This is a genomic window from Xenophilus sp. Marseille-Q4582 (assembly GCF_916700565.1).
In the GTDB taxonomy this organism is placed as follows: domain Bacteria; phylum Pseudomonadota; class Gammaproteobacteria; order Burkholderiales; family Burkholderiaceae_C; genus Xenophilus.
In genome coordinates, this window is record NZ_CAKAKO010000003.1 from 208,575 (window position 1) to 229,566 (window position 20,992).

General features: G+C 70.9%; 19 protein-coding genes. 7 read left to right on the top strand and 12 right to left on the bottom strand.

Going from position 1 to position 20,992, the window contains the following annotated elements; genetic code table 11:
* Positions 1-21: 21 nt before the first annotated feature.
* The 5 genes from LG388_RS11435 to LG388_RS11455 all read right to left on the bottom strand — a co-directional run bounded on the left by LG388_RS11435 (position 22) and on the right by LG388_RS11455 (position 4,595).
* On the bottom strand, positions 22-603 hold the full coding sequence (locus tag LG388_RS11435; protein ID WP_225782946.1) for an outer membrane lipoprotein carrier protein LolA: 582 nt from the start codon (positions 601-603) through the stop codon (positions 22-24).
* Positions 590-1,606, bottom strand: a complete 1,017-nt coding sequence (locus LG388_RS11440; RefSeq protein ID WP_225782947.1) for an acyl-CoA synthetase — start codon at positions 1,604-1,606, stop codon at positions 590-592. The genes LG388_RS11435 and LG388_RS11440 overlap by 14 nt, the downstream gene beginning before the upstream one ends.
* A 79-nt stretch (positions 1,607-1,685) precedes the next feature.
* Positions 1,686-3,503, bottom strand: a complete 1,818-nt coding sequence (locus LG388_RS11445; protein WP_225782948.1) for an AMP-binding protein — start codon at positions 3,501-3,503, stop codon at positions 1,686-1,688.
* A complete protein-coding gene (locus LG388_RS11450) occupies positions 3,500-4,156 on the bottom strand; it encodes a hypothetical protein (protein WP_225782949.1) in 657 nt (218 codons plus the stop codon). The genes LG388_RS11445 and LG388_RS11450 overlap by 4 nt, the downstream gene beginning before the upstream one ends.
* 139 nt (positions 4,157-4,295) lie before the next feature.
* On the bottom strand, positions 4,296-4,595 hold the full coding sequence (locus LG388_RS11455; RefSeq protein ID WP_225782950.1) for a phosphopantetheine-binding protein: 300 nt from the start codon (positions 4,593-4,595) through the stop codon (positions 4,296-4,298).
* Positions 4,596-4,746: 151 nt separating this feature from the next.
* On the opposite strand from LG388_RS11455, the gene LG388_RS11460 reads away from it, so the two are divergent.
* Positions 4,747-6,267 (top strand): helicase HerA-like domain-containing protein, encoded by a 1,521-nt coding sequence (locus LG388_RS11460; protein ID WP_225782951.1) that lies wholly within the window; start codon positions 4,747-4,749, stop codon positions 6,265-6,267.
* A gap of 159 nt (positions 6,268-6,426) precedes the next feature.
* Entirely contained in the window at positions 6,427-7,569 is a 1,143-nt protein-coding gene (locus LG388_RS11465; protein ID WP_225782952.1) for an ABC transporter substrate-binding protein, read from the top strand.
* A 21-nt stretch (positions 7,570-7,590) separates the two neighbouring features.
* Here the strand turns inward: LG388_RS11465 and LG388_RS11470 are convergent, their stop codons facing one another.
* Positions 7,591-8,301 (bottom strand): Crp/Fnr family transcriptional regulator, encoded by a 711-nt coding sequence (locus LG388_RS11470; RefSeq protein WP_225782953.1) that lies wholly within the window; start codon positions 8,299-8,301, stop codon positions 7,591-7,593.
* 407 nt (positions 8,302-8,708) lie between these two features.
* Here LG388_RS11470 and LG388_RS11475 point away from each other — a divergent pair, with 407 nt between their 5' ends.
* Positions 8,709-9,305 (top strand): HD domain-containing protein, encoded by a 597-nt coding sequence (locus tag LG388_RS11475; protein ID WP_225782954.1) that lies wholly within the window; start codon positions 8,709-8,711, stop codon positions 9,303-9,305.
* Between the two features lie 109 nt (positions 9,306-9,414).
* A complete protein-coding gene (locus LG388_RS11480) occupies positions 9,415-10,197 on the top strand; it encodes a class II aldolase/adducin family protein (RefSeq protein WP_225782955.1) in 783 nt (260 codons plus the stop codon).
* A gap of 25 nt (positions 10,198-10,222) precedes the next feature.
* Here LG388_RS11480 and LG388_RS11485 read toward each other — a convergent pair whose 3' ends face one another.
* Together LG388_RS11485 and LG388_RS11490 are read right to left on the bottom strand one after the other, a co-directional pair.
* The gene (locus LG388_RS11485; protein WP_225782956.1) at positions 10,223-11,113 is read right to left on the bottom strand and encodes a LysR family transcriptional regulator; all 891 of its coding nucleotides are present in this window, start codon (positions 11,111-11,113) and stop codon (positions 10,223-10,225) included.
* Positions 11,114-11,416: 303 nt separating this feature from the next.
* On the bottom strand, positions 11,417-12,292 hold the full coding sequence (locus LG388_RS11490; RefSeq protein ID WP_225782957.1) for an SPFH domain-containing protein: 876 nt from the start codon (positions 12,290-12,292) through the stop codon (positions 11,417-11,419).
* 206 nt (positions 12,293-12,498) lie between these two features.
* Between LG388_RS11490 and LG388_RS11495 the strand changes: the two genes are divergently transcribed.
* Positions 12,499-13,251, top strand: coding sequence for a transporter substrate-binding domain-containing protein (locus tag LG388_RS11495; RefSeq protein WP_225782958.1), 753 nt, complete (start codon positions 12,499-12,501; stop codon positions 13,249-13,251).
* A gap of 1 nt (position 13,252) precedes the next feature.
* A complete protein-coding gene (locus LG388_RS11500) occupies positions 13,253-15,328 on the top strand; it encodes a hypothetical protein (protein ID WP_225782959.1) in 2,076 nt (691 codons plus the stop codon).
* A 24-nt stretch (positions 15,329-15,352) separates the two neighbouring features.
* On the opposite strand, the gene LG388_RS11505 is transcribed toward LG388_RS11500, so the two are convergent.
* From LG388_RS11505 to LG388_RS11515, 3 genes are all read right to left on the bottom strand, one after another.
* Positions 15,353-16,345, bottom strand: a complete 993-nt coding sequence (locus tag LG388_RS11505) for a tripartite tricarboxylate transporter substrate binding protein (RefSeq protein WP_225782960.1) — start codon at positions 16,343-16,345, stop codon at positions 15,353-15,355.
* Between the two features lie 100 nt (positions 16,346-16,445).
* A complete protein-coding gene (locus LG388_RS11510; protein ID WP_225782961.1) occupies positions 16,446-17,732 on the bottom strand; it encodes an MFS transporter in 1,287 nt (428 codons plus the stop codon).
* Between the two features lie 44 nt (positions 17,733-17,776).
* On the bottom strand, positions 17,777-18,793 hold the full coding sequence (locus LG388_RS11515; RefSeq protein WP_225782962.1) for a porin: 1,017 nt from the start codon (positions 18,791-18,793) through the stop codon (positions 17,777-17,779).
* A gap of 150 nt (positions 18,794-18,943) precedes the next feature.
* Between LG388_RS11515 and LG388_RS11520 the strand changes: the two genes are divergently transcribed.
* Complete coding sequence (locus tag LG388_RS11520; RefSeq protein ID WP_225782963.1) at positions 18,944-19,978, top strand: IS630 family transposase; 1,035 nt, start codon at positions 18,944-18,946, stop codon at positions 19,976-19,978.
* A 21-nt stretch (positions 19,979-19,999) separates the two neighbouring features.
* On the opposite strand, the gene LG388_RS11525 is transcribed toward LG388_RS11520, so the two are convergent.
* A complete protein-coding gene (locus tag LG388_RS11525) occupies positions 20,000-20,971 on the bottom strand; it encodes a PDR/VanB family oxidoreductase (RefSeq protein WP_225782964.1) in 972 nt (323 codons plus the stop codon).
* Positions 20,972-20,992 lie beyond the last annotated feature (21 nt).

Consider the following 20,992-nt stretch of genomic DNA (forward strand, 5'->3'; position numbering starts at 1 on the left):
CGAAGCGGCCTGGGGAGTGCTTCATTTCACCGGCTCGATCTTCATCACCGACCGGTCGCCGCCCACGAATTCCATGTCCACGCCGCGCACCTCGCCCTGCACGCCCGTGATGCGCAGGCGCACCAGCTGTTCGGCCAGGGACTTGTCCAGCGGCTCCAGCTGCAGCGCCCAGTTGGCCGCGTCGCCGCTGATCTGCGTGCGGAAGTAACGCTGCAGCTGCGGCGCATTGCCGCTCAGCGTGCCGCGCAGCGCCTCGACCATGCCCAGCAGCTCGGGCATGCTGTCGAGCGTGACGGTGCGCGTGCGGCCGCCGCGCGAGAGCACCATCACGTTGCCGTCCACGCGCATGGATTCGGCGCGCGGCGTGAGCGTGCGGCGCTCCAGCTTGTCCGGCGGCGTGAAATGGAGCACGCCGGTGGCATCGAGCGGCCCGTCCAGCCCCTTGACGAAGCGCTGCTCGGTGAAGCGCGCCTCGCCATGCCGGGCGCGGCCCAGCAGGCCCATCAGGTCGTCCACGCCGAAGGCCCAGGCCGGCAGCGTCGCCGACAGGCCCACCAGGGCGGCCACGAACAGGGTGCGCATCCCGCGCTCAATGCGTGCCATCGGGATCGTCCAGCCAGAAGTCATGGAAATTGAACCAGTTGTGAGGATGCGCGCGGCAAAGAGTTTCCAGCCGCTGCACGTAGGCCTGCAGCGCCGCCTGGATCGCCTGCTCGCGCGCCGCGGCGCCGGCCGGCGGCTGCGAGAAATCCGCCAGGGTCTCGAAGCGCACCTCGTAGCGCGCCCCGCCATGGTAGATGCCGGCCATGAAGATGACCGGCCGCCGCAGCATGGCCGCCAGGCGGAACGGGCCGTCGCTGAAGGGTGCCGGCTGGCCCAGGAACGGCAGCCAGGTGAGATCGCGCCCCGCCGCCGGCCCGGCTTCGGCGGGCGCCAGCGTGCGGTCGGCCAGCAGCCCGGCCATGCCGCCGGCGTCCATCCAGTCGCGCAGCTCCAGCATCGCGGCCGGCCGGCCCAGCGCGATCACCTGCGGCTTGTGGCCGGGCAGCGCGATCGCATCGAGCACCGCGTTGATGCGGCGCGCGTTGTCGGGGTACATCAGCATGGCCAGGCGCAGGTCGGGCGTGGCGCCGCCCTCGCCCGCCGCCGGGCCTGGCGCCGGCCGGTGCAACTGGCGGCAGGCGCTCAGGGCCTCGAAGCTGCCCACATGCGCGCCGACCAGGAAGGCGCCGCGCCCCTTCTGCAGCTGCGAGACGATGCACGACTCGCCGTCCATGCGCACGTCGAACAGGTCGATGCGCCCGCGCAGGAAGAACACGCGGTCCAGCACCGTGGACGAGAAGGCATGCAGCAGCCGGTAGCCGTCGCGCCAGCCGGCCTGCGGGCCGATGGCCCGCGCCAGGTAGCGCTTGATGTGCCGCCGCGGCGTGGGCGCGAACAGCAGGAAATAGAGCGTGATCGGGTGCAGGATCAGCCGCGTGAGCGGCCGCCCCAGTGCCAGCGCCATGCCCACGATGAAGCGCAGCGCCAGCAGGTTGCTGCGCTCGGGCGCCGCGGTCCAGTCGGCCTGCGCGGCCGCCGGGCCGCGCCGTGCGGGGTCGTGCATCGGGCGGCTCACGGCGCGGCCCTGGCGCCGCAGCGCGGCGGCGGCGCGGCCACCGTCACCCCCAAGCGCTCGCTGAGGCTCATGCGTCCCCGGCCAGCCAGCGCCCGCTGACGGCCTGCACCTCGGCCGTCCCCTGCGCATCGTCCGGCGCGGCGCACCACAGGTCGAAGCGCAGCGCGCGCGTGTAGCCGGCTTCGGGCTGCAGCACCAGGCGAAGGCGCGCGCCGGGGCGCACGGGCGCCAGGAACTTGGCCGCCGCCAGCGTGGGCGACGGGCCCAGCCGGGCCGCCAGCGCCGGCACGCCGAGCGCGGCTTCCAGCACCTGGGCCAGCAGCAAGGCGCCGGGCAGCAGCGGCTGGCCCGGGAAATGGCCGGCGAAGGAGGGATGGTCCAGCGGCACCGTCCACCGGATCTCGTGCGCGTCCGGAGCGCTGGCGGCCGGCGCGGGGGCCGCGGCTTCGGGCGGCAGCGGAAGTGCCGCGGCCGCCGGCGGGCTCGCCTGCGCCATCCGCGCCGTTCGCGCCGCTTGCGCCATCTGCGCCAGCGCGAACTCGCGCAGCGCCCGCACCGTGAGCTTGCCCGTGCCTTCGCGCGGCAGCGCCGTCACGTGCACCACGCGGCGCGGCACGAACACCGCCTCCACGCGCTCGCGCAGCCGGGCGATCACGTCGGCCGCCGACAGCTCGGGCGCGACGACGAAAGCCACCGGCCGCACCACGCCGTCGGCCACCTCGTCCGGAATCCAGATCGCGCCATCCTGCACGCCCGGGATGCTGTTGAGGTGGTAGTTCAGGTGCCCCAGCGAGCTGCGCCGGCCGGCCACATGGATCAGGTCGTTGGCGCGGCCGAAGAGGCGGAAGCGCTGCGCGTCCAGCAGTTCCAGCACGTCGGCCATAGGGGTGGGCGCAGGCAGGAAGTCGCCTTCGAACACATAGCGCTCGGGCACCAGGCGCTCGGCCTCGTCTTCCACACGCTCGGCCCGCACCGTGATGGCGCCGAAGTTCTCCCAGATCTCGCTGGCCGTGGGCCGGCGCGAGGCCACCTGCCCGGTCTCGGTGCTGCCGTAGATCTCGATCAGCATGCCGCCCGTGGCCGCCTCGGCCTGCGCCGCGAGCTGCGGCGACAGCGGCGCCGTGGCCGACAGCAGCAGCTCCACCGGCGGGATCGCCACGCCGGATTGCAGCAGCGTCTTGAGGTGGAAGGGCGTGGTCACCAGCGCGCGCGGGCGCGGCACCGATTCGAGCGCCGCCACGATGTCGGCCGGGTAGAAGGGCCGGCCGGCGTCGAAGGCCGCACCGCCCAGCATCGCCAGCAGCGCCGTCGATTCGAGCCCGTAGCTGTGCTGCACCGGCACGGTGGACACCAGCGTGAGGCCGGCCAGCGAGGGGCGGCCCAGCAGGCTGCACAGGCGCGGCACGGCCGCCTGCACGTCGCCGGTCAGGACGCGCCAGCTCTTCGCATGGGGTTGGGGCACGCCCGTGGAGCCGGAGGTGAGCAGGCTCAGCGCATGGCCGTCGGCGGGCAGCAGCGGCACTTCGGTGCCGGCCGCGGCCGGCGCCTGGGCCGTGGGCGGCACCTGCACGGCGGCGCCTTCCCCGTCGCCCAGCACATAGGCCTGCAGCCGGCCCGCACCCACGCGCTCGAGCGTGTCGGGCCGCGCATCGGGCGGCAGCAGGCTGGGCTGGCCGCGCAGCATCGCGGCCGCCAGGCCCACGATGAAGGCATAGCGGTCGCTGCACACGTTGATGGCCGGGCCGCCTGCGGGCAAGCGCGGCGCCAGCGCCTGCGTGTCGGCCAGGAACTGGCGCGCGCTGATCGGCCGCCCCTGGCGCCAGGCCAGCGGCGCGTCCATGTCGCGGGGGCCCAGCAGGGGCAGGTGCTGCGACAGATCGCTCATTGCTGCGAAGGCGCCGCGGCGCGGCCACTGTCGGGACCCGGGTGCGCATAGAAGGCGCGCACGGCGTCGATGAGGCGCGTGCGCTCGAACTCGGGATGGATGCGGTAGCGCAGCAGAAACTCGCCGATGAAGAGCGTCGCGCAGCCGATCGGCGAGATCACGTTGGAAAACAGGCTCCATTGCGCGAAAGGCCTGAACGCGTAGATCAGCGCGGACAGCAGCACCACGGCGGCGAAGTAGCCGGTCCAGATGCGCGTGACGTTGGCAGCGTACGCCGCGTGGTCGGGCGTGAGCGGATGCACGCGCTGCGCGAACTGGCCGATCAGCGACAGCTGGCCCGGCCGCAGCGTGCTGCCGAACCAGGCGCCCAGCAGCGCGTTGATGCCCACGTGCTGCAGCATGTAGAGCCACTGGGGGTCGCCCGCTTCGCCGCGCCAGACCAGGATGAAGAAGGCCAGGCCCGCAGCGGCCATCGCGCCCGCGCCCCAGCGGCCGAAGCGCGAGGCGGCCAGCCCGATACCCGTGAGCCACAGCGGCACCAGCAGCACCGGCACCGCCCACGGCGCCGAGGGATGGAACAGCATCATCCAGTACGAGGCGGCGGAATACGCCACCCCGCCCAGCAGCAGCAGGGCCAGACGCCAGCGCGACATCTCAGTGGCGCCCGGCCGCCAGCAGGCACTGACGCACCCCCTCGGGGGGCAGCGGACCGCGCGAAGCGGGGGAGCGTGGGGGTCGTTTCATCTCAGCGGCCTGCGCAGCGGTGGCTGACCGGCGATGCAAGGGGACCGCTCATGCGGCGCGGTTGGCCTCGACGTGCACGGCCAGGCTGCGCAGCGATTCGAAGATCTGCTTGTTGCGCTCGTCGTCCGAACGCAGCTGGAAGCCGTAGCGGCGCGAGATCTCGAGGGCCAGTTCGAGGATGTCGATGGAATCCAGGCCCAGGCCGTCGCCGAACAGCGAGGCGGTGGGGTCGATCTCGGCCGGCGCGACGTCGAGATTCAGCGCCTCGACCAGCACCTGCGCCAGTTCGCTCTCGAGCGGCGACTGGGCGGCGGAAGATGCAGACGCGGGGGGCACGTTGGAGGTCACGCGGGAGCTTCCTGAGAAGGTTGAACAAGGTCACGAAAAGGCCGCGAATTATAGAAGCGACCCTTCGGGTGCCCGGCCCGGCGCAGCGCGGGGCACGGGGGGCGGCCATGCCCTTGGATAGACTGGCTCACCTGCATTTTCCGGAGCCCCCATGGCCGCCCCCCTGCTGCTTGCCCGTCACGGCGCGATCGAGTGTTTCCTGCTTCCTGGCCTGGCCAACCGGCACGGCCTGATCACCGGCGCCACGGGCACCGGCAAGACGGTGACGCTGCAGACCCTGGCCGAGAAGCTGTCGGGCATCGGCGTGCCGGTGTTCATGGCCGACGTGAAGGGCGACCTCACGGGCATCAGCCAGGCCGGCAGCATCGGCGGCAAGATGGCCAACACGCTCCAGGAGCGCGGCATCGAACTGCCCGCGCCGCTGGCCTGCCCCGTCACGCTGTGGGACGTGTTCGGCCAACAGGGCCACCCGGTGCGTGCCACCGTCTCGGACATGGGCCCGCTGCTGCTGGCGCGCATGCTGGACCTCAACGAGACCCAGGCCGGCGTGCTGAACCTCGTGTTCAAGATCGCCGACGACGCCGGCCTGCTGCTGCTGGACCTGAAGGACCTGCGCGCCATGCTGCAGCACGTGGGCGACAACGCCAAGCAGTTCACCACCGCCTACGGCAACATCAGCGCCGCCAGCGTGGGTGCCATCCAGCGCGGGCTGCTGGCCATCGAATCGCAGGGCGGCGACAAGTTCTTCGGCGAGCCCATGCTCGACATCAACGACTTCATGCAGACCCAGGACGGGCGCGGGGTGGTCAACATCCTGGCGGCCGACAAGCTCATGAACTCGCCGCGGCTGTACGCCACCTTCCTGTTGTGGATGCTGTCGGAGCTGTTCGAGCAGCTGCCCGAGATCGGCGACCCCGACAAGCCCAAGCTGGCTTTTTTCTTCGACGAGGCCCACCTGCTGTTCAACGAGGCGCCCAAGGCGCTGGTCGAGCGCATCGAACTGGTGGTGCGGCTGGTGCGCTCCAAGGGCGTGGGCGTCTATTTCGTGACGCAGAACCCGCTGGACATTCCCGATTCGGTGCTGGCCCAGCTGGGCAACCGCGTGCAGCATGCGCTGCGCGCTTTCACGCCGCGCGACCAGAAGGCCGTCAAGGCCACGGCCCAGACCATGCGCCAGAAGCCGGGCCTGGACCTCGAGACCGCCATCACCGAGCTGGCCGTGGGCGAGGCGCTGGTCAGCCTGCTCGACGAAAAGGGCCGCCCCGGCATCACCGAACGCGTGTACGTGCTGCCGCCGGGCAGCCAGATCGGCCCGATCACGCCGGCCCAGCGGCAGCAGCTGATCGCCGGATCGCTGGTGGCGGGCGTGTACGAAAAGGCGGTGGACCGCGAATCGGCCTACGAAGTGCTCAAGGGCCGGGCCGAATCGGCACCCGACGCGCCGGCCGCGGCGGGCACGCCCGCGGCAGGCAAGGCCGGCGGCGAGGACGGCGGCGGCAGCAGCTTCCTCAACGAACTGCTGTTCGGCAGCACCGGCCCGCGCGGCGGGCGCAAGGACGGCCTGGTCCAGACCATGGCCAAGTCGGCCGTGCGCACCGTGGGCACCAATGTGGGGCGGGAAATCCTGCGCGGCGTGCTGGGCGGCATCTTCGGCGCCAAGAAGCGGCGCTGAAGGCGGCCGGGCCCGGCGAACGCCACGGCCCGGACCGCCATCCCGCATGCCCAGCCGGAAACCAAAGGACTAACCCCAAGGCGCACATCCAGGGGGGGTGTCGCGCAGGCATCAGTGTTGCTACGATGTTTTGACTGTTACCAAACGTCAAGCATCACCATGCCTCTTCAAAGACGACGGTGGATCCAGTGGGCCGGTGCCGGGGCCTTCATCGCCAGCCTGGGCCGGGCGGCGCGCGCGCAGGCCGGGGCCGACAAGCCGGCCGTGCTCCTTGGCCAGTCCGCCCCGCTCACCGGGCCGGCCAGCGAGATCGGCCTGGCCTACGCAGCCGGCGCCAAGCTCTATGTGGATGCGTTCAACCAGCGGCCCGACGTGCCAGTGCGCGTGGAATTGCGCCAGCTGGACGACGGCTACGCGGCGGAGCGCGCCGCCGCCAACGCCCGGCGCCTGCTGCAGGACGGGGCGGCCGCCCTCTTCGGCTTCGTGGGCACCGCCAGCACCGCGGCCGCGGCCGCCGTGGCGCAGCAGCAGGGCGCGGTCTTCTTCGGCCCCTTCGCCGCGCCCGACACGCTGCGCGGCCCGGCCCATCCGCAGGTCTACCTGGTACGGCCCGGCATGGCCGACGAGGCCTTCAAGATGGTGCAGCACTGCGCCACCATCGGCCTCACGCGCATCGCCGTGGTGGGCGATGACGATGCCATGGGCCGCGCCGGCCTGGAGGCCGTGCAGCATGCAGTGGGCGAGCTGAAGCTGCCGCCTCCCGTGGCCACCGCGCTGCTGTCCGCCCAGGCGCAGAGCGTGGACGCGGCCGTGGCCGCCGTGCAGAAGGCGCAGCCGCAGGCCATCATCCAGGCCTCGCTGTTCCAGAACACCGCGGCCTTCATCCAGAAGATGCGCCAGACCGGCTATGCCGGCAATTTCCTCAGCTTCTCGGCCGTGGGCGTGGGCCCGCTCTTCTTCGCACTGGACAAGCAGATCCGCGGCGTGGTGGTCTCGCAGGTCGTGCCCTCGCCGGGCAACCGCGCCATCCCGGTCGTGCGCGAATACCTGGCCGCCATCGAGCAGTCCGACCAGGGCGCGGGCTATGAAAGCCTGGAAGGCTTCATCGCCGCCAAGACGCTGTGCGAAGCCGTGCGCCGCACCGGCCGCGGCGCCACCAGCGCCGCGCTGGCGCGCACCCTGGCCGGCATGACGCACTACGCCGTGGGCGGCTTCCGCCTGAACCTGCGCGCCGGCGTGCGCGAGGCCACCACCGCCATCGAACTGGTCTCCATCAGCGCCGACGGACGCATCATCCGCTGAAGGCGCAGAAAAGCCCCGCCATCAGCGCCCAAGGGCGGCCAGCGCGTCGAAGTCCAGGATGTCCACGCGCCGGTAGCCCAGGCGAATCACGCCCTCGGCCGCCAGCGCGTTGAGCTGCGCCGACAGCGTCTGGCGCGTCACGCCCAGCATCATGGCCAGCGCCTCCTGCGGCAGCACGACGCGCGGGCGGGCATTGGCGGCCTGCGTCGCGTCGCCGCGCGCCAGCGACAGCAGGCGCCGCGCCACGCGCGCCCGCAGGTCGCGCAGCGTGTTGTCTTCGGCCAGCCCGTAGAGCAGCCGCACGCGACCCGCGAGCAGGCGGGCCATGGCGTTGGCGAAGGACGCATCGCGCATCAGCCGCGCGAAGGCCTCGGGCGGCACCGCCAGCACCGTGATGGCCGACAGCGCCGTGGCGTCGTGCGTGCGCGGCGCGCCGTCGATCAGCGTGATCTCTCCGAACCAGTTGCCCGGCTCCAGCACGGCCAGGATCGCCTCGCGCCCGTCGCCGCGCAGGGTCGACGACTTGATCGTGCCCGCGGCCAGCCCGTAGAAGCCGCTGCCGGCGGCGCCGGCCGGGTCGCCCTGGCGGAACAGCATCTCGCCGCGGCGCAGGTGCAGCAGCTCGGCCGCGCCGACCAGCGCCTCGCGCTGGCTGCGTGACAGCGAAGCGAACCAGGGATTGCCGAGAAAAGCGCTGCGCTGGGCAGCCGTGAGGCGGGGAGCCTGGGCCATGTCGCAAAGGAGTCTGAAGCGCGGTCGGGGCGGGTAAACGCGGGCCCCGGATTGTCCGATTTCGGACAGTTGCACGCCAGCGGCCGGCCTAAAGTGGCCGCCAGTCACAAGGGCCTGTGAACGCTATGGAAGGGGTCGCGAAGCTCATCCCAGCCCGCCCATCAAGGCGCGCGACGCCGTGCGTGTGTGTACACGCACAAGGAGCGCAACGCCGAGGGGCGGGTTGGGATGAACTTCCCTTCCGGTTGCTTCGCCAAGGGGCCGTCTGCGGCGTTGCCCGCGCTGGCAAGGCGTCAGCCTTGCTGCGCGCGGGCGCCTTGCATCCAGCCCCTTGGCGAAGCAACGCGATCCCCTTCCATAGCGTTCACAGGCCCTCGCCCCCACGACCCGACACCGGAGACACAGCGATGAATGCAAGAGCCCAGTTCGTACGCATGGAAGACAGCACGCGCGAGGACTGGCAGGCCATCGGCGGCGAATTCATGCAGTTCGCCCAGGGCCTGCCCGAGCGCGTGATGGCGCACCTCAAGATCCTCGAAGGCGACTACGGCGGCTTCCCGGTCGACCGCTACACCCATTCGCTGCAGACCGCCACGCGCGCGCTGCGCGACGGCCGCGACGAGGAGTACGTGGTGTGCGCGCTGCTGCACGACATCGGCGACACGCTGGGCAGCTTCAACCACCCCGACATCGCGGCCGCCATCCTGCAGCCCTTCGTGAGCGAGGCCAACCACTGGATGGTCAAGCACCACGGCATCTTCCAGGGCCACTACTTCTTCCACCACATCGGCCTGGACCGCGACCTGCGCGACCAGTTCCGCGCCCATCCGCACTACGAGCGCACGGCCGAGTTCTGCGCCCTGTACGACAACCCGGCCTTCGACCCCCGGGCCGAAACCCTGCCCATCAGCGAGTTCGCGCCGATGCTGCGCCGCGTGATGGCCCAGCCGCGCCAGAGCCTCTACAAGGACGCGCTCAAGCAGCCCGCCGAGGCGGCGGCCTGACCCGCCCCTGCCCGAGGCCGCACGCGTCCGGCACGAACGCCTTTCTGCCCTTCTTTCCGCCCCCTTTCACCGACCTGCACGCCGCCGCCCCCCGGCAAGGAGACATCCCATGAACGCCCTCACATCCGCCGAAGCCCAGCAGATCCGCCAGGTCCGCGACCAGGTGTCCGACGAGGAATGGCAGCTGCGCGTCGACCTTGCCGCCTGCTACCGCCTGGTGGCGCTGTACGGCTGGAGCGACCTGGTCTTCACGCACATCAGCGCCCGCATCCCGGGGCCGGAGCATCACTTCCTCATCAACCCCTACGGGCTGATGTTCGACGAAATCACCGCGTCCAGCCTGGTGAAGGTGGACATGGCGTGCAACAAGCTCATCGACTCGCCCTACCCGGTCAACCCGGCCGGCTTCGTGATCCACAGCTGCATCCATGCCGCGCGAGAAGACGTGCAGTGCGTCCTGCACACGCACAGTCGCGCAGGCGTGGCCGTGAGCGCGCAGAAATGCGGCGTGCTTCCGATCAGCCAGCAGAGCACCTTCGTGCTGGCCTCGCTGGCCTACCACGACTACGAGGGCGTGGCCGTGCGCGACGACGAGCAGCCGCGACTGCAGCAGGACCTGGGCGGCAACAACTATCTGATGCTGCGCAACCATGGCTTGCTCACCGTGGGCAAGACCGTGGCCGATGCCTTCTTGCACATGTACACCTTCGAGAACGCCTGCCGCATCCAGATCGACGCCCAGGCCGGCGGCGAACTGGTGCAGGTGAATCCGCAGATCCTGCAGGGCCTCACGCAGGTCATGAAGAAGGTCACCACGGGCCTGGGCGCCAACATCGCCTGGCCGGCCTTGCTGCGCAAGCTGGACCGCGAAAGCCCGGGCTACGCGCAGTAGGACCGAGGCCGGGCAGGCTCCTGCCTCAGGAATCGGCAAACGACCGGAGCACGTCCAGCACGGCCAGCACCGCGGGCCCCGGCGCCGGCGCGCGGCGATGGGCCAGCGCCATCGGCCGCATCAACGGCGGCGACAGGTGGCGAATCTGCACGCCCAGCGCCAGGCGTTCGTCTTTCACCTCTTCCAGCGGCAGGATGGCGGCACTCTGGCTCGCGGCAGCGAGACTCTTCAAGGCGCCCGGATAGCTCAGCGTGAGAAAGGGCCGCGGGTTGTAGCCCGCCCTGCCGAACCATGCCGCGATCAGCCCATGCATCTGTGTGGCCGGCGCGAACGACGCCCAGCGGCGCGCCGCCAGCCAATCGGGAGTGACCTGGGACGGCGCCTCCCACGAAGCGGGCAGCAACACGACCATGGCATCGTTGCGCCAGGGCTCCATGCGGACGGCCGCCACGTCGGCCTGAGGACTGGCGACGATTCCGATATCCAGCGTGCCGGCCTGCAGCCGCCGCATGGCATCGGCCGAGCCTGTCGCGTCCAGCCGCACTTCCACGCCTGGGCTGCGGGCCGCCAGCGCCTCGAGGATCAGCGGCAGCAGGCGCGTGCTGACACCGGCCGAGACGCCGATGCGCACCAGCCCCTCTTTGCCTGCGGCGCGGCGGCGGACGCGCTCGACCAGGTCATCGCTCGCCTCCAGCAGCTTGCGGCCTTCCTGTACCAGCGCCTCGCCAGCCGGCGTCAGTTCGGCCTGACGGCGTCCGCGCACGAGCAGCACGGCGTCCAGCCGGGACTCCAGTTCCTTGATGTGCAGGCTGACCGTGGGGGGCGCCAGGTGCAGCGCCTGCGCCGCCGCCGCGAAGGTACCCAGGTCGGCGATGGCGATCAGGGTTTGCAACTGGTCCAGGTTGAGATTACGCATCAGGCTTTCTGATGCTCAGTGTCATTGAATTCAACTTTACGGATCTTAGCCGGCGCACGAGCATGAGGTCCCATGAACAGCTCACCGCCCTGCAGGGACTCGGGACACGGACCCCGGGAAGACGAAAAGGCCGCATCGGTGCCCCACGTCCCAGCGGGCGGCTGGGCCAAGGCCCGGCGTGCGCTGCGCGTCGGCCTGCAGACCTGCTGCACCGCACTGGAACGGGCCGAGGAGCGGATCATCGAGAGCTTCCGCCCGGCTTCCGCCCGCCACCGGGCGGTGGCTGAACGGCGGCCCGCGCGCTCAGCCCTGGGCCTTGATCGAGCCGCCCGCCTGCACCATCGGCTGCGCGCCGCGGTCGCTGCACAGCACCACCAGCAGGTTGCTCACCATCTGCGCCTTGTGCTCCTCGTTGAGCTGCACCACGCCGCTTTTCTGCAGGTCGGCCAGCGCCATTTCCACCATGCCGACGGCGCCCGCGACGATGCGGGTGCGCGCGGCGATCACGGCATTGGCCTGCTGGCGCTGCAGCATGGCCTGGGCGATCTCGGGCGCGTAGGCCAGGTGGCTGATGCGTGCCTCGCGCACGCGCACGCCCGCGTCGGCCAGGCGCTCGGCCAGCTCGGCCTGCAGGTGTTCGCTGATCTCGGCCGCATGGCCGCGCAGCGAAAGCTGGCCCTCGTCGGTGCTGTCGTACGGGTAGCTGGTGGCCATCGAGCGCAGGGCCGATTCGGACTGCACGTGCACGAAGTCCTCGTAGTCGTCCACGTTGTAGACGGCCTCCGACGCATCCACCACTTCCCACACGATCACGGCGGCGATCTCGATCGGACTGCCTTCCAGGTCGTTGACCTTGAGCACGCCGCTTTCGAAGTTGCGCACGCGCAGGCTGATCTTGCGCTGGCCGAAGAAGATGTTGTTCCAGCGCAGCCCGGTCTGCTTGACGGTGCCCACGTACTTGCCGAACAGCTCCAGCACCACCGCCTGGTTGGGCTCGACGGTGTAGAGCCCCTTGACGACGACCAGGAGCAGCACGCCAGCAGTGATCAGCGGCACCAGCCCGCCCATCTGGCGCATCTGGCCTGGCGCCAGGAACAGGTAGAGGGCGCCCAGGAGGACGGCCGCGGCCAGCACCAGGAGGGGAATGCCCGGGAGGGAGTTCTTGCTGCGTTCCTGCATGGTTGGGAGGTGTGATCTGAAGGGGCGCGGGGCCGTGCGGAAGATCGCCGCATGCTAAGCGAGGCCCCGGCGCCGCCATGTGGGTGCGCATGCCGCGCGGGTGAACGCGCGGCGCCCGCCGCCGCGGGCGCCCGGGCCCGAAGTTAGGATAACGGCCGTTCCGTGGCCCCAGCGCCTTGCATCCTCCCCGCTGCCGCTCATCGACCATGTCCCTGCCCCTGCCCTCGCCGGCCCTGCGCCAGGCTTTCGCGCCCACGGGCGTGTTGCGCGCCTCCATCAACCTCGGCAATCCCATCCTCGCGGGCCGCCATGCGGACAGCGGCGAGCTGTTCGGCGTGTCGGTGGACCTGGCCCGCGCATTGGCGGCCGCGCTGGACGCGCCGCTGGAACTGCTGCCTTTCGAGAAGGCCATGAAATCGGTCGAGGCCGTGAAGGGCGAAGCCGCCGACGTGGGCTTCTTCGCCGTCGACCCGGCGCGCAGCGAAGGGCTGCGTTTCTCGGCGCCCTATGTGCTGATCGAAGGCAGCTACCTGGTGCGCGCCGACTCGCCGCTGCAAGGCAACGCCGAGGTCGACCGCGCGGGCACGGGCATCGCTGTCGGCGTGGGCAGCGCCTACGACCTGTTCCTCACGCGCGAGATCGGCCAGGCGCACATCGAACGCGTTCCCAGCGCCGATGCGGTGCGCGAGGCGCTCATCGGCGGCCAGGTGGAAGTGGCCGCGGGCATCCGCCAGCTGCTCGAAGGCTGGGCGGCGGCCGACGCCTCGCTGCGCATGCTGCCGGGCCGCTTCATGCAGATCCAGCAGGCGATGGGCCTGCCGGCCTCGCGCGGCGCCGAGGCCGCCGCCGCGCTGGCGGGGTTCGTGGAACGGATGAAGGCCAGCGGCTTCGTGGCCGACGCGCTGGCGCGCCACGGCATCGTGGGCGCGAGCGTGGCGCCGGCCGCGGCCGGCGCCTGAGATGAAGTCGCCCACCCGCCGCGCCCCCTTCCCCACCATCACCGCCCCCCACCTGAGCCGCGCGTCGCCGGGCGCGGGGGCGGTATCGCGCCGGCCCTGGCTGCTGGCCGGCGCGGCGCTGGCCGCGGCCAGCCTGTGGCTGCGCATGGGCTTTCCGGCCCAGGCGGTGGCCGGCGCGGGCTTCGACGATGCGCTGTTCGTGCGCCTGGCCTATGCGCTGGGCAGCGGCCAGTGGCTGGGCGCCTTCGACCGGCTGACGCTGGCCAAGGGCATGGGCTACCCGCTCTTCATTGCGCTCAGCGCGGCGCTGGCGATCCCGCTGAAGCTGGCCGAGCACCTGCTGTACCTGGGCGTGAGCGCGGCGCTGGCCACCGCGCTGGCCCGGCGCCTGCGCCGGCCGGGCGCGGGGCTGCTGCTGTTCGCGGCCCTGGCCTTCAACCCCGTGCTGTGGCATCCGGAGCTGGCGCGCATCATCCGCGAAGGACTCTACCTGTCCGAATCGCTGGCCCTGCTGGGGCTGGGCGCCGCGCTGCTGCTGCCGCCGCGCCGCCCTCGCCGCGGGCGGCGCACCTGGGCGCTGGCCGGGCTCGCCGGCCTGGTGCTGGCCGCGTACTGGTGCACGCGAGAGGAAGGCGTGTGGCTGCTGCCCGCGCTGGCCACGATGGCCGGTGCCGTGCTGGCGGACCGGCTGCGCCGGCAACGGCGCGCAGCGGCGCGCCATGCCGCGCTGGCGCCGCGGCCGGTCCACCTGCTGCGCGCGCTGGCGCCGATGGCCCTGGCCGCGCTGGTCGGCGTCGCGGGCGTGGGGCTGGTCAAGTCCGCCAACCACCTGCGCTATGGCGTCTTCCTCGCCACCGAATTCCAGGACGAGCGCTTCCAGCGGGCCTATGGCGCGCTGGCCCGTATCCGTCACGACCAGCGCCAGCCGTACGTCGTGTTCCCGGCCGACGCGCGCCGGCGCGCCTATGCGGCGAGCGCGGCCGCACGCGAGCTGCGGCCCGCGCTCGAAGGCGAAAACGGCGACCTCTGGCGGCGGCTGGGCTGCGCACAGACGCGTGCCGAGGTCTGTCCCGAAGTGCTCTCGGGCTGGTTCATGTGGGCCTTGCGCGATGCCGTCTGGCTGGCGGGCCACTACGAGAGCGCGCCGCGCGCGATGGCCTTCTACGAACGCCTGGCCCGCGAGATCGATGCCGCCTGCGATTCCGGGGCGATCGCATGCGACGCGCCCCGCGCGGGCCTGGCGCCGGCCTTCCAGCCCGATCGCCTGCCCGCGGCCGCGGCTGCGGCGGCCTGGCTGGGCCGCGCCCTGCTGCAGCTGGGCGATGGCGCCATCGGCGTGCAGCCCAGCACGGGCCGGGTCGACGACCTGGCGTACCTGCAGCAGATGGTGGGCCGCATCGCGCCCCCGGCCATCCAGGACCTGAGCCTCGCCTTGCGCTGGGACGCCGTCGAGGGCGCGCCGCTGCCGGCCCTGGCGGTCGAGGCCCCGCTGCCCTATGCACCGGCGCAATGGCGGTGGGAACAGCAGACGGAAGCGGACGCGCAAGGGCCGCAACGCCTGCGCCTCCTCACTGACTGCAGCCAGCCCGGCTGCCGCTTGCGGGTGGGCGGTGCAGACGCACGCGCGTCCGCCTTGCCCCTGCAAAGCGGCGGCGAGTGGCGCAGCGCAGCCGGTACGCTGCGCATCGAGGACCTGCGCCTGCAGCAGCGCACCGTGGAAGGCCAGCGCATGCGCCTGCAGCAGGCCGCCGCGCGGGCGATCGCGAAGCTCTATGCGGCCGTCTGGCCGCTGCTCACGCTGGCGGCCTTCGTGGGCTGGGCCGGGGCGCTGTGGCAGTGGCTGCGCAGGCCACGGCAGTACGAAAGCCTGCGCTGGATGATGGTGCTGAGCGGCGGCGCGCTGGTCGCCGTGCTCACGCGCATCGCCCTGCTGGCCTGGCTGGACGCCATCGCCATTCCCTCGACCAACCTGCTCTACGCCTCGCCGGCGGCGCCGATGGTGCTGCTGTTCACGGTGCTGGGGCTGCTGCTGGGCGCGGGCGCCTGGCGCACCCGCGGGCCGGTGAGCCCGGCCTGAGAGCCTGTTCCTGGACCCCGGCGCTCAGTCGGCCTGGATGCCGAACTCCTTGATCACCTTGCCGAAGCGCGCATGGTCGTTGGCCACCGTGCGGCCCAGCGCGGCGCCATCGGCGATCTCGGGCGTCACGGCCATGGTGTTGAGCTTGGCCACCACGTCGGGCATCTTGATCACTTCCTGCATGGTGGCCTCGATCTTCTTCACCACCTCGGCGGGCACGCCCTTGGGGCCGAACAGACCCCACCAGGCCGTCACGTCCACGTCCTTGTAGCCCAGCTCGACCAGCGAGGGCACCTCGGGCAGGATGGGCGAGCGGCCCTGGCCCGTGACGGCCAATGGCACGACCTTCTTGTCGGCCAGGTAGCCCGCGGCAGCGCCGGGCGTGGCGTACACCGTAGGCAGGTGGCCGCCCAGCAGGTCGGCCAGGCCGGGGGCGATGCCCTTGTACGGCACGTGCGTCATCTTGATGCCCGCGGCCTTGTTGAACATCTCGCCCACGATGTGCATGGGCGAGCCCGAGCCGGAGCTGCCGTAGGCGATGTCCTTGCCGCCCTTGACCTGGGCCACCAGCGACTTGACGTCCTTCAGGCCCGATTGCGTGCTGGCCAGCAGCAGCAGCGGGGAGGCGCCCACCTGCGTGATGGGCGTGAAGTCCTTGTTCACGTCCATGGGCACGCCGCCCTTGAGCACCAGCGGCGCAATGGCGAAGGTGCTGGGCGCGAACAGCAGCGTGTAGCCGTCGGCCGGCGCCTTGGCCACGTAGCCCGCGCCCAGGGTGCCCGTCGCGCCGGGCCGGTTGTCCACGACCACCGCCTGGCCCAGGCGCTGGCCCAGCTTCTCGGCATAGGTGCGCGCCATGGCGTCGGTGTCGCCGCCGGCCGGGTAGGCCACGACGAGCGTGATGGTCTTGGCCGGCCAGGCGGCCTGGGCCTGCGCGGTGCCCGCGGCCAGCAGGCCGGTGCCCAGCATCAGGGCGGCGGCCGCGGCGGTGGCGCTGCGTCGGGTCAGTTGGTTCATGGCAATTCCTCGTTCTTCGGGCATGCGCCCATCGTGGGGTGGGTGGGGTGAGACAGGAAAGCGGGGAAACAGCAAGCAAGCGAGCAAGAACCGAACCGTGTCAGGCCGGATGGGGCGCAGGAGGCGCGTCGTCGGCCACCGCGCCGCGCTCGCGCAGCCACAGCAGCAGGCCGCAGGCCATCACGACGATCTGCGTGCCCACCAGCATGCCGAAGCCGGCCAGGAAGCCGCCGCCGGCCGACTGCGAGGTCCAGCCGATCACGGCGCCCATGATGGCGGGCATGAAGCCGGCGACCAGGCTGCCCGCGCCGTTGACCACGCCATAGGCGCTGGCCACGTGCTCGGGCCGCGCGCAGTGCTGCACGGTGCTCGGGAACGCCGGGCTCATCAGGCCCCAGCAGAAGTTGGCGGCGATCAGGCAGTAGGCGGCGGCGTAGCGGTCGGGCATGTGGATGGCCATCCACACCGCGATGGCCACGCCCAGGCTGCCGAAGACGAAGATCAGCGGCACCTGCCGGCGCGGGATGCGGTCGATGATCACGCCGCCCACGAACACGGCGACCACGCTCGCGTATTGCGGCAGCGAGGCCAGCCAGCCCATCTCGCGCATCGAGAAGCCGCGCGATTCCTTCAGGTAGGCCGGCAGCCAGTTGCTGCTGCCCCAGAGGTAGGAGAGAAAGGCCGCCGTCATCACCGTGACCAGCACCAGGTGCCGCGTGTGCAGCGCCCCGCGCACGATCTGGCCCACTTGCCCCAGCGCCTGGCCCATGGAGCGCGGCTTGGGCAGGCCCGTGTCCACCTTGGGCATGCGGATGAAGGCCAGCACCAGCGGAATGCCCAGCGCGATGTTGATCAGGCCCAGCACGTGGAAAGAGGTTTCCCAGTCATGGCCCGCCACCAGGTAGCCGATGAAGGGGTAGCCCACGGCCAGGCCCAGGCCGGTGCCCATGTTGACCAGCGAGTTGGGCTTGCCGTTCTCGCGGCTTTCGAAGTGCGCCTTGATGTAGCTGCCGGCCAGCGAGAACAGCGGCCCCTCTGACACGCCCAGCAGGATGCGCGAGGCCAGCAGCAGCCCGTAGCTGCTCATCAGCGGCGACAGGAAGGTGACCACGCCCCACAGGAGCAGCCCCGCGATGAGGCTGCGCCGCACGCCGAACAGCGCCGCCGCGAAGGGCGTGAGCACGAAGGAGGACACGCCGTAGCCCACCATGAAGGCCGTGGCCAGCAGGCCCTGGCGCGTGCGGTCCTCGGGCGTCAGGCCGATGTGCGCCAGGAAGCCCGGGTCCGTGATCAGGATCGAGATGTTGATCCGGTCCACATAGGAGATGGCCACGATCACGAACAAGGTGATCACGCCCATCCAGCGCATCGTCCGCGCGTCCTTCATGCCTGCCCTTTCTTCGCTTGCTTCCCTGTGATCGCCTGGCCGGTTCAGAAGAAGTGGCGCATGCCCACTTCATAGCCGGTGGACTTGCCGCCGGGCACGTTGCTCGGCGCCGCCAGGCCCTGCACGCCGATGGCCTTGAGCGCGCCGTCGGAATTGCTGATGCGCGCCACGGTGGCATACAGCTGGGTGCGGCGCGACAGGTTGTGGCCGTAGCCCAGCGAGACCTTGCGCCAGTCGGCATCGCTGCCGCGCGTGTCGTAACGCGCCACCGAGGCGCGGATCTCGCCCGCGCCCACCGGCACCTTCACGCCCAGCTGCAGGCCACGCACGTCGACGTCGCCGCGCTTGTGGCTGGCCCACAGCAGCATGGGCTGCGCCACGCCGAAGTCGTAGGACAGGCCGATGTTGCGAAAGCGCTGGTCCTGCTCCTGCGTGAGGCCCTGCAGCTTGGCCGCCGAGGCCGAGGCGTGGAAGGCGCCGCCGCGCCAGCCGAAGCGCACGCCGTTGTATTCGCCGCCCACCGTGGGCTCGAAGTTGGCCCGCTCGCTGAAGGCGTGCTGCACCTGGCCGTAGAAGCCGCCCAGGTTGGGCGGCAGGAAGTAGCTCACCGCGTTGCTGATCTGGATGGTCGGCGCGCCGTTCATCACGAAGGTGTTCGTGCCGCCCACGCCGTTGGTCAGGAAGGGGTCGAAGATCAGCGTGTTCAGGAAGGTGGCCGAGTCGTCGCGGCCCAGGCGCAGCTCGCCCCAGCGGCCCGACAGGCTCACGGTGGCGCGGCGGTTGAAGCCGGTGCTGGTCTCGCCCGTGTCGGGCGAGAAGCCGGCCTCCAGCCAGAAGCTGGCGTTGAGGCCGCCGCCCAGGTCTTCCACGCCGCGAAAGCCGAAGCGGCTGATGTTGGCGCCGCTGTGCGACAGGCCGGTGCGCGAGCCGGTGTCGGTGCGCACGTGGCTCAGGCCCACGTCGACGGTGCCGAACACGGTGACGGAGGATTGGGCCTGCGCGGCGCAGGCGCCCAGGCCGAGTGCGGCCGCGGCGAGGGAAGACAGGGCGACGGATTTCATGGGGAGGAGGAAGGAAGGAGCCATGCAGCGGCCCGGCCTGCCGTGGCGGCAGGCCCACAGGCCAGGTTTCTTGGGAGGGAGGGGCCGGGCTTCCTATTGATTCGGCCCTTGTGCACTTGAATTTATCTGCACCGCCCCCAACTCGGATTCATGCAAGCAACTGACATGAGATCGTTGAGCCACGAAGCGCGGCATGAGCGCCGGGTTCAGGTCATCCGGCTACGCAAGGCCGGCAACACCTACGACAAGATCGCCGCGCTCACCGGCCTGAGTCGCACAGGCGTCTTCAACATCTGCAAACGCCATGAGGCGCTCGGTGCCAAGGCGCTGCACGACGCCATTGGCGGGCGCAAGCTCGGCGAAAACCGCTTGCTCGACCCCGCCCAGGAGGCCCTGGTGCGCAAGCTCATCGCCGACAAGACGCCCGATCAGCTCAAGATGCCCTACGCGCTGTGGACCCGCGCCGCTGTGGCCCAACTCATCGAACAGCGCTTTGGGCTGCGACTGCAAGTGCGCACCATGGGCAAGTACCGGGCGCGCTGGGGCTTCACGCCGCAAAAGCCGATGAAGAAGGCCTACGAGCAGTCACCGGCGGCGGTCAAGAAGTGGCTCGACGGGGACTACCCCGCCATTGCCGCGCGGGCCAAGGCCGAGGGAGCCGAAATTCACTGGGGCGACGAGAGTGGACTGCGCAGCGACGATGTACGCGGCCGTGGTTTTGCGCCCAAGGGCCAGACGCCGGTGGTGCGGGTCAACAACAAGCGCCACAACCTGTCGGTCATCTCCACCGTGACCAACAAAGGGCAGATGCGCTGGCGCATCTTTGACGGGGCGCTCAACACCACAATCCTGATCGACTTCCTGCGCCGGCTGATCAAGGGACAGACCAAGAAGGTGTTCCTGATCCTGGACAACCTGCGGGTGCATCATGCCAAACCGGTCAAGGCCTGGCTGGCCGAGCATGCCGATGCCATCGAGGTGTTCTACCTACCGAGCTATAGCCCGGAGTTGAACCCGGATGAGATGGCCAATGCGGATATCAAGCAGGCGGTCACGAAGCTGGCACCGGCGCGAACGAAGCTGCAACTGGCCAAAGCCACAGCCAAGCACCTTCGCAGCGTGCAACGCCAGCCCGAGCGCATCCGCAAGTACTTCGAGCACGCCACGGTACGCTATGCGGCTTGAGTCAAGTTCATTGAGGCCGGATCAATAGATGTCGAGCACCAGCCGCTTGCCGGTGCAGCGCGAGACGCAGATCATCATGGTCTTGCCCGACTGGCGTTCGATCTTGGTCAGGATGCCGTCCTGGTGGTCCAGCTCGCCGTCGAAGTCCAGCACCGCGGTCTCGCACGCGCCGCACACGCCTTCCTTGCAGCTGTGGTCGGGATTGAGGCCCGCGTCGATCAGCGAATCCAGCACCGACTTGCCCGCCGGCACTTCGACGGTCTTGCCGCTCTTCTCGCACACCACTTCGAAGCCGTGGCCGTTGGCGGCCGACTCCACCACCACGGCGGCAAAGCGTTCGATGTGCGCATTCGGGTAGCCCAGCTGCTCGCAGCTCTTCTCGAAAGCGTCGAGCATGGGCGTGGGGCCGCAGCAGTAGTAATGGCTGTCGGCGCCGCGGCCGCCCAGCAGCTTCACCAGGTCGGGCGGCCCGCCGGCTTCGTCGTCGAAATGCCAGGTGATGCCGGCCTTGTCGGCCAGGCCTTCGATGGCCTCGACGAAGGCCGCTTCCCGGCGGTTGCGCGCGCAGTACACCACCTCCACCGGCCGGCCCAGGGCCGCCAGGCGCTGCAGCATGCAGAAGATGGGCGTGACGCCGATGCCGCCCGAGACCAGCACCGACTTGGGCGCGTCCTCGTGCAGCTCGAAGTTGTTGCGCGGCGCCGAGATGTCGATCACCTGCCCCACGCGCAGTTGCTGGTGCACGTAGCGCGAGCCGCCGCGGCTTTTCCGGTCGTTGAGCACGCCCACCACGTAGCGGCCGCGGTCGCTGGCCGGGTTGCACAGCGAATAGCTGCGCACCAGGCCGTTGGGCAGGTGCAGGTCGATGTGCGAGCCGGCCGCAAAGGGAGGGAACTCCACCGCGGCGCTGGCCGGGCGGAACTCGACGCTGACGATGCCATCGGCCTCGTAGCGCAGGGTGTGCACCAGGGCCTTGAGCGTGGAAGCGGACATGGGGGTCTTTCGGGTCGGGGG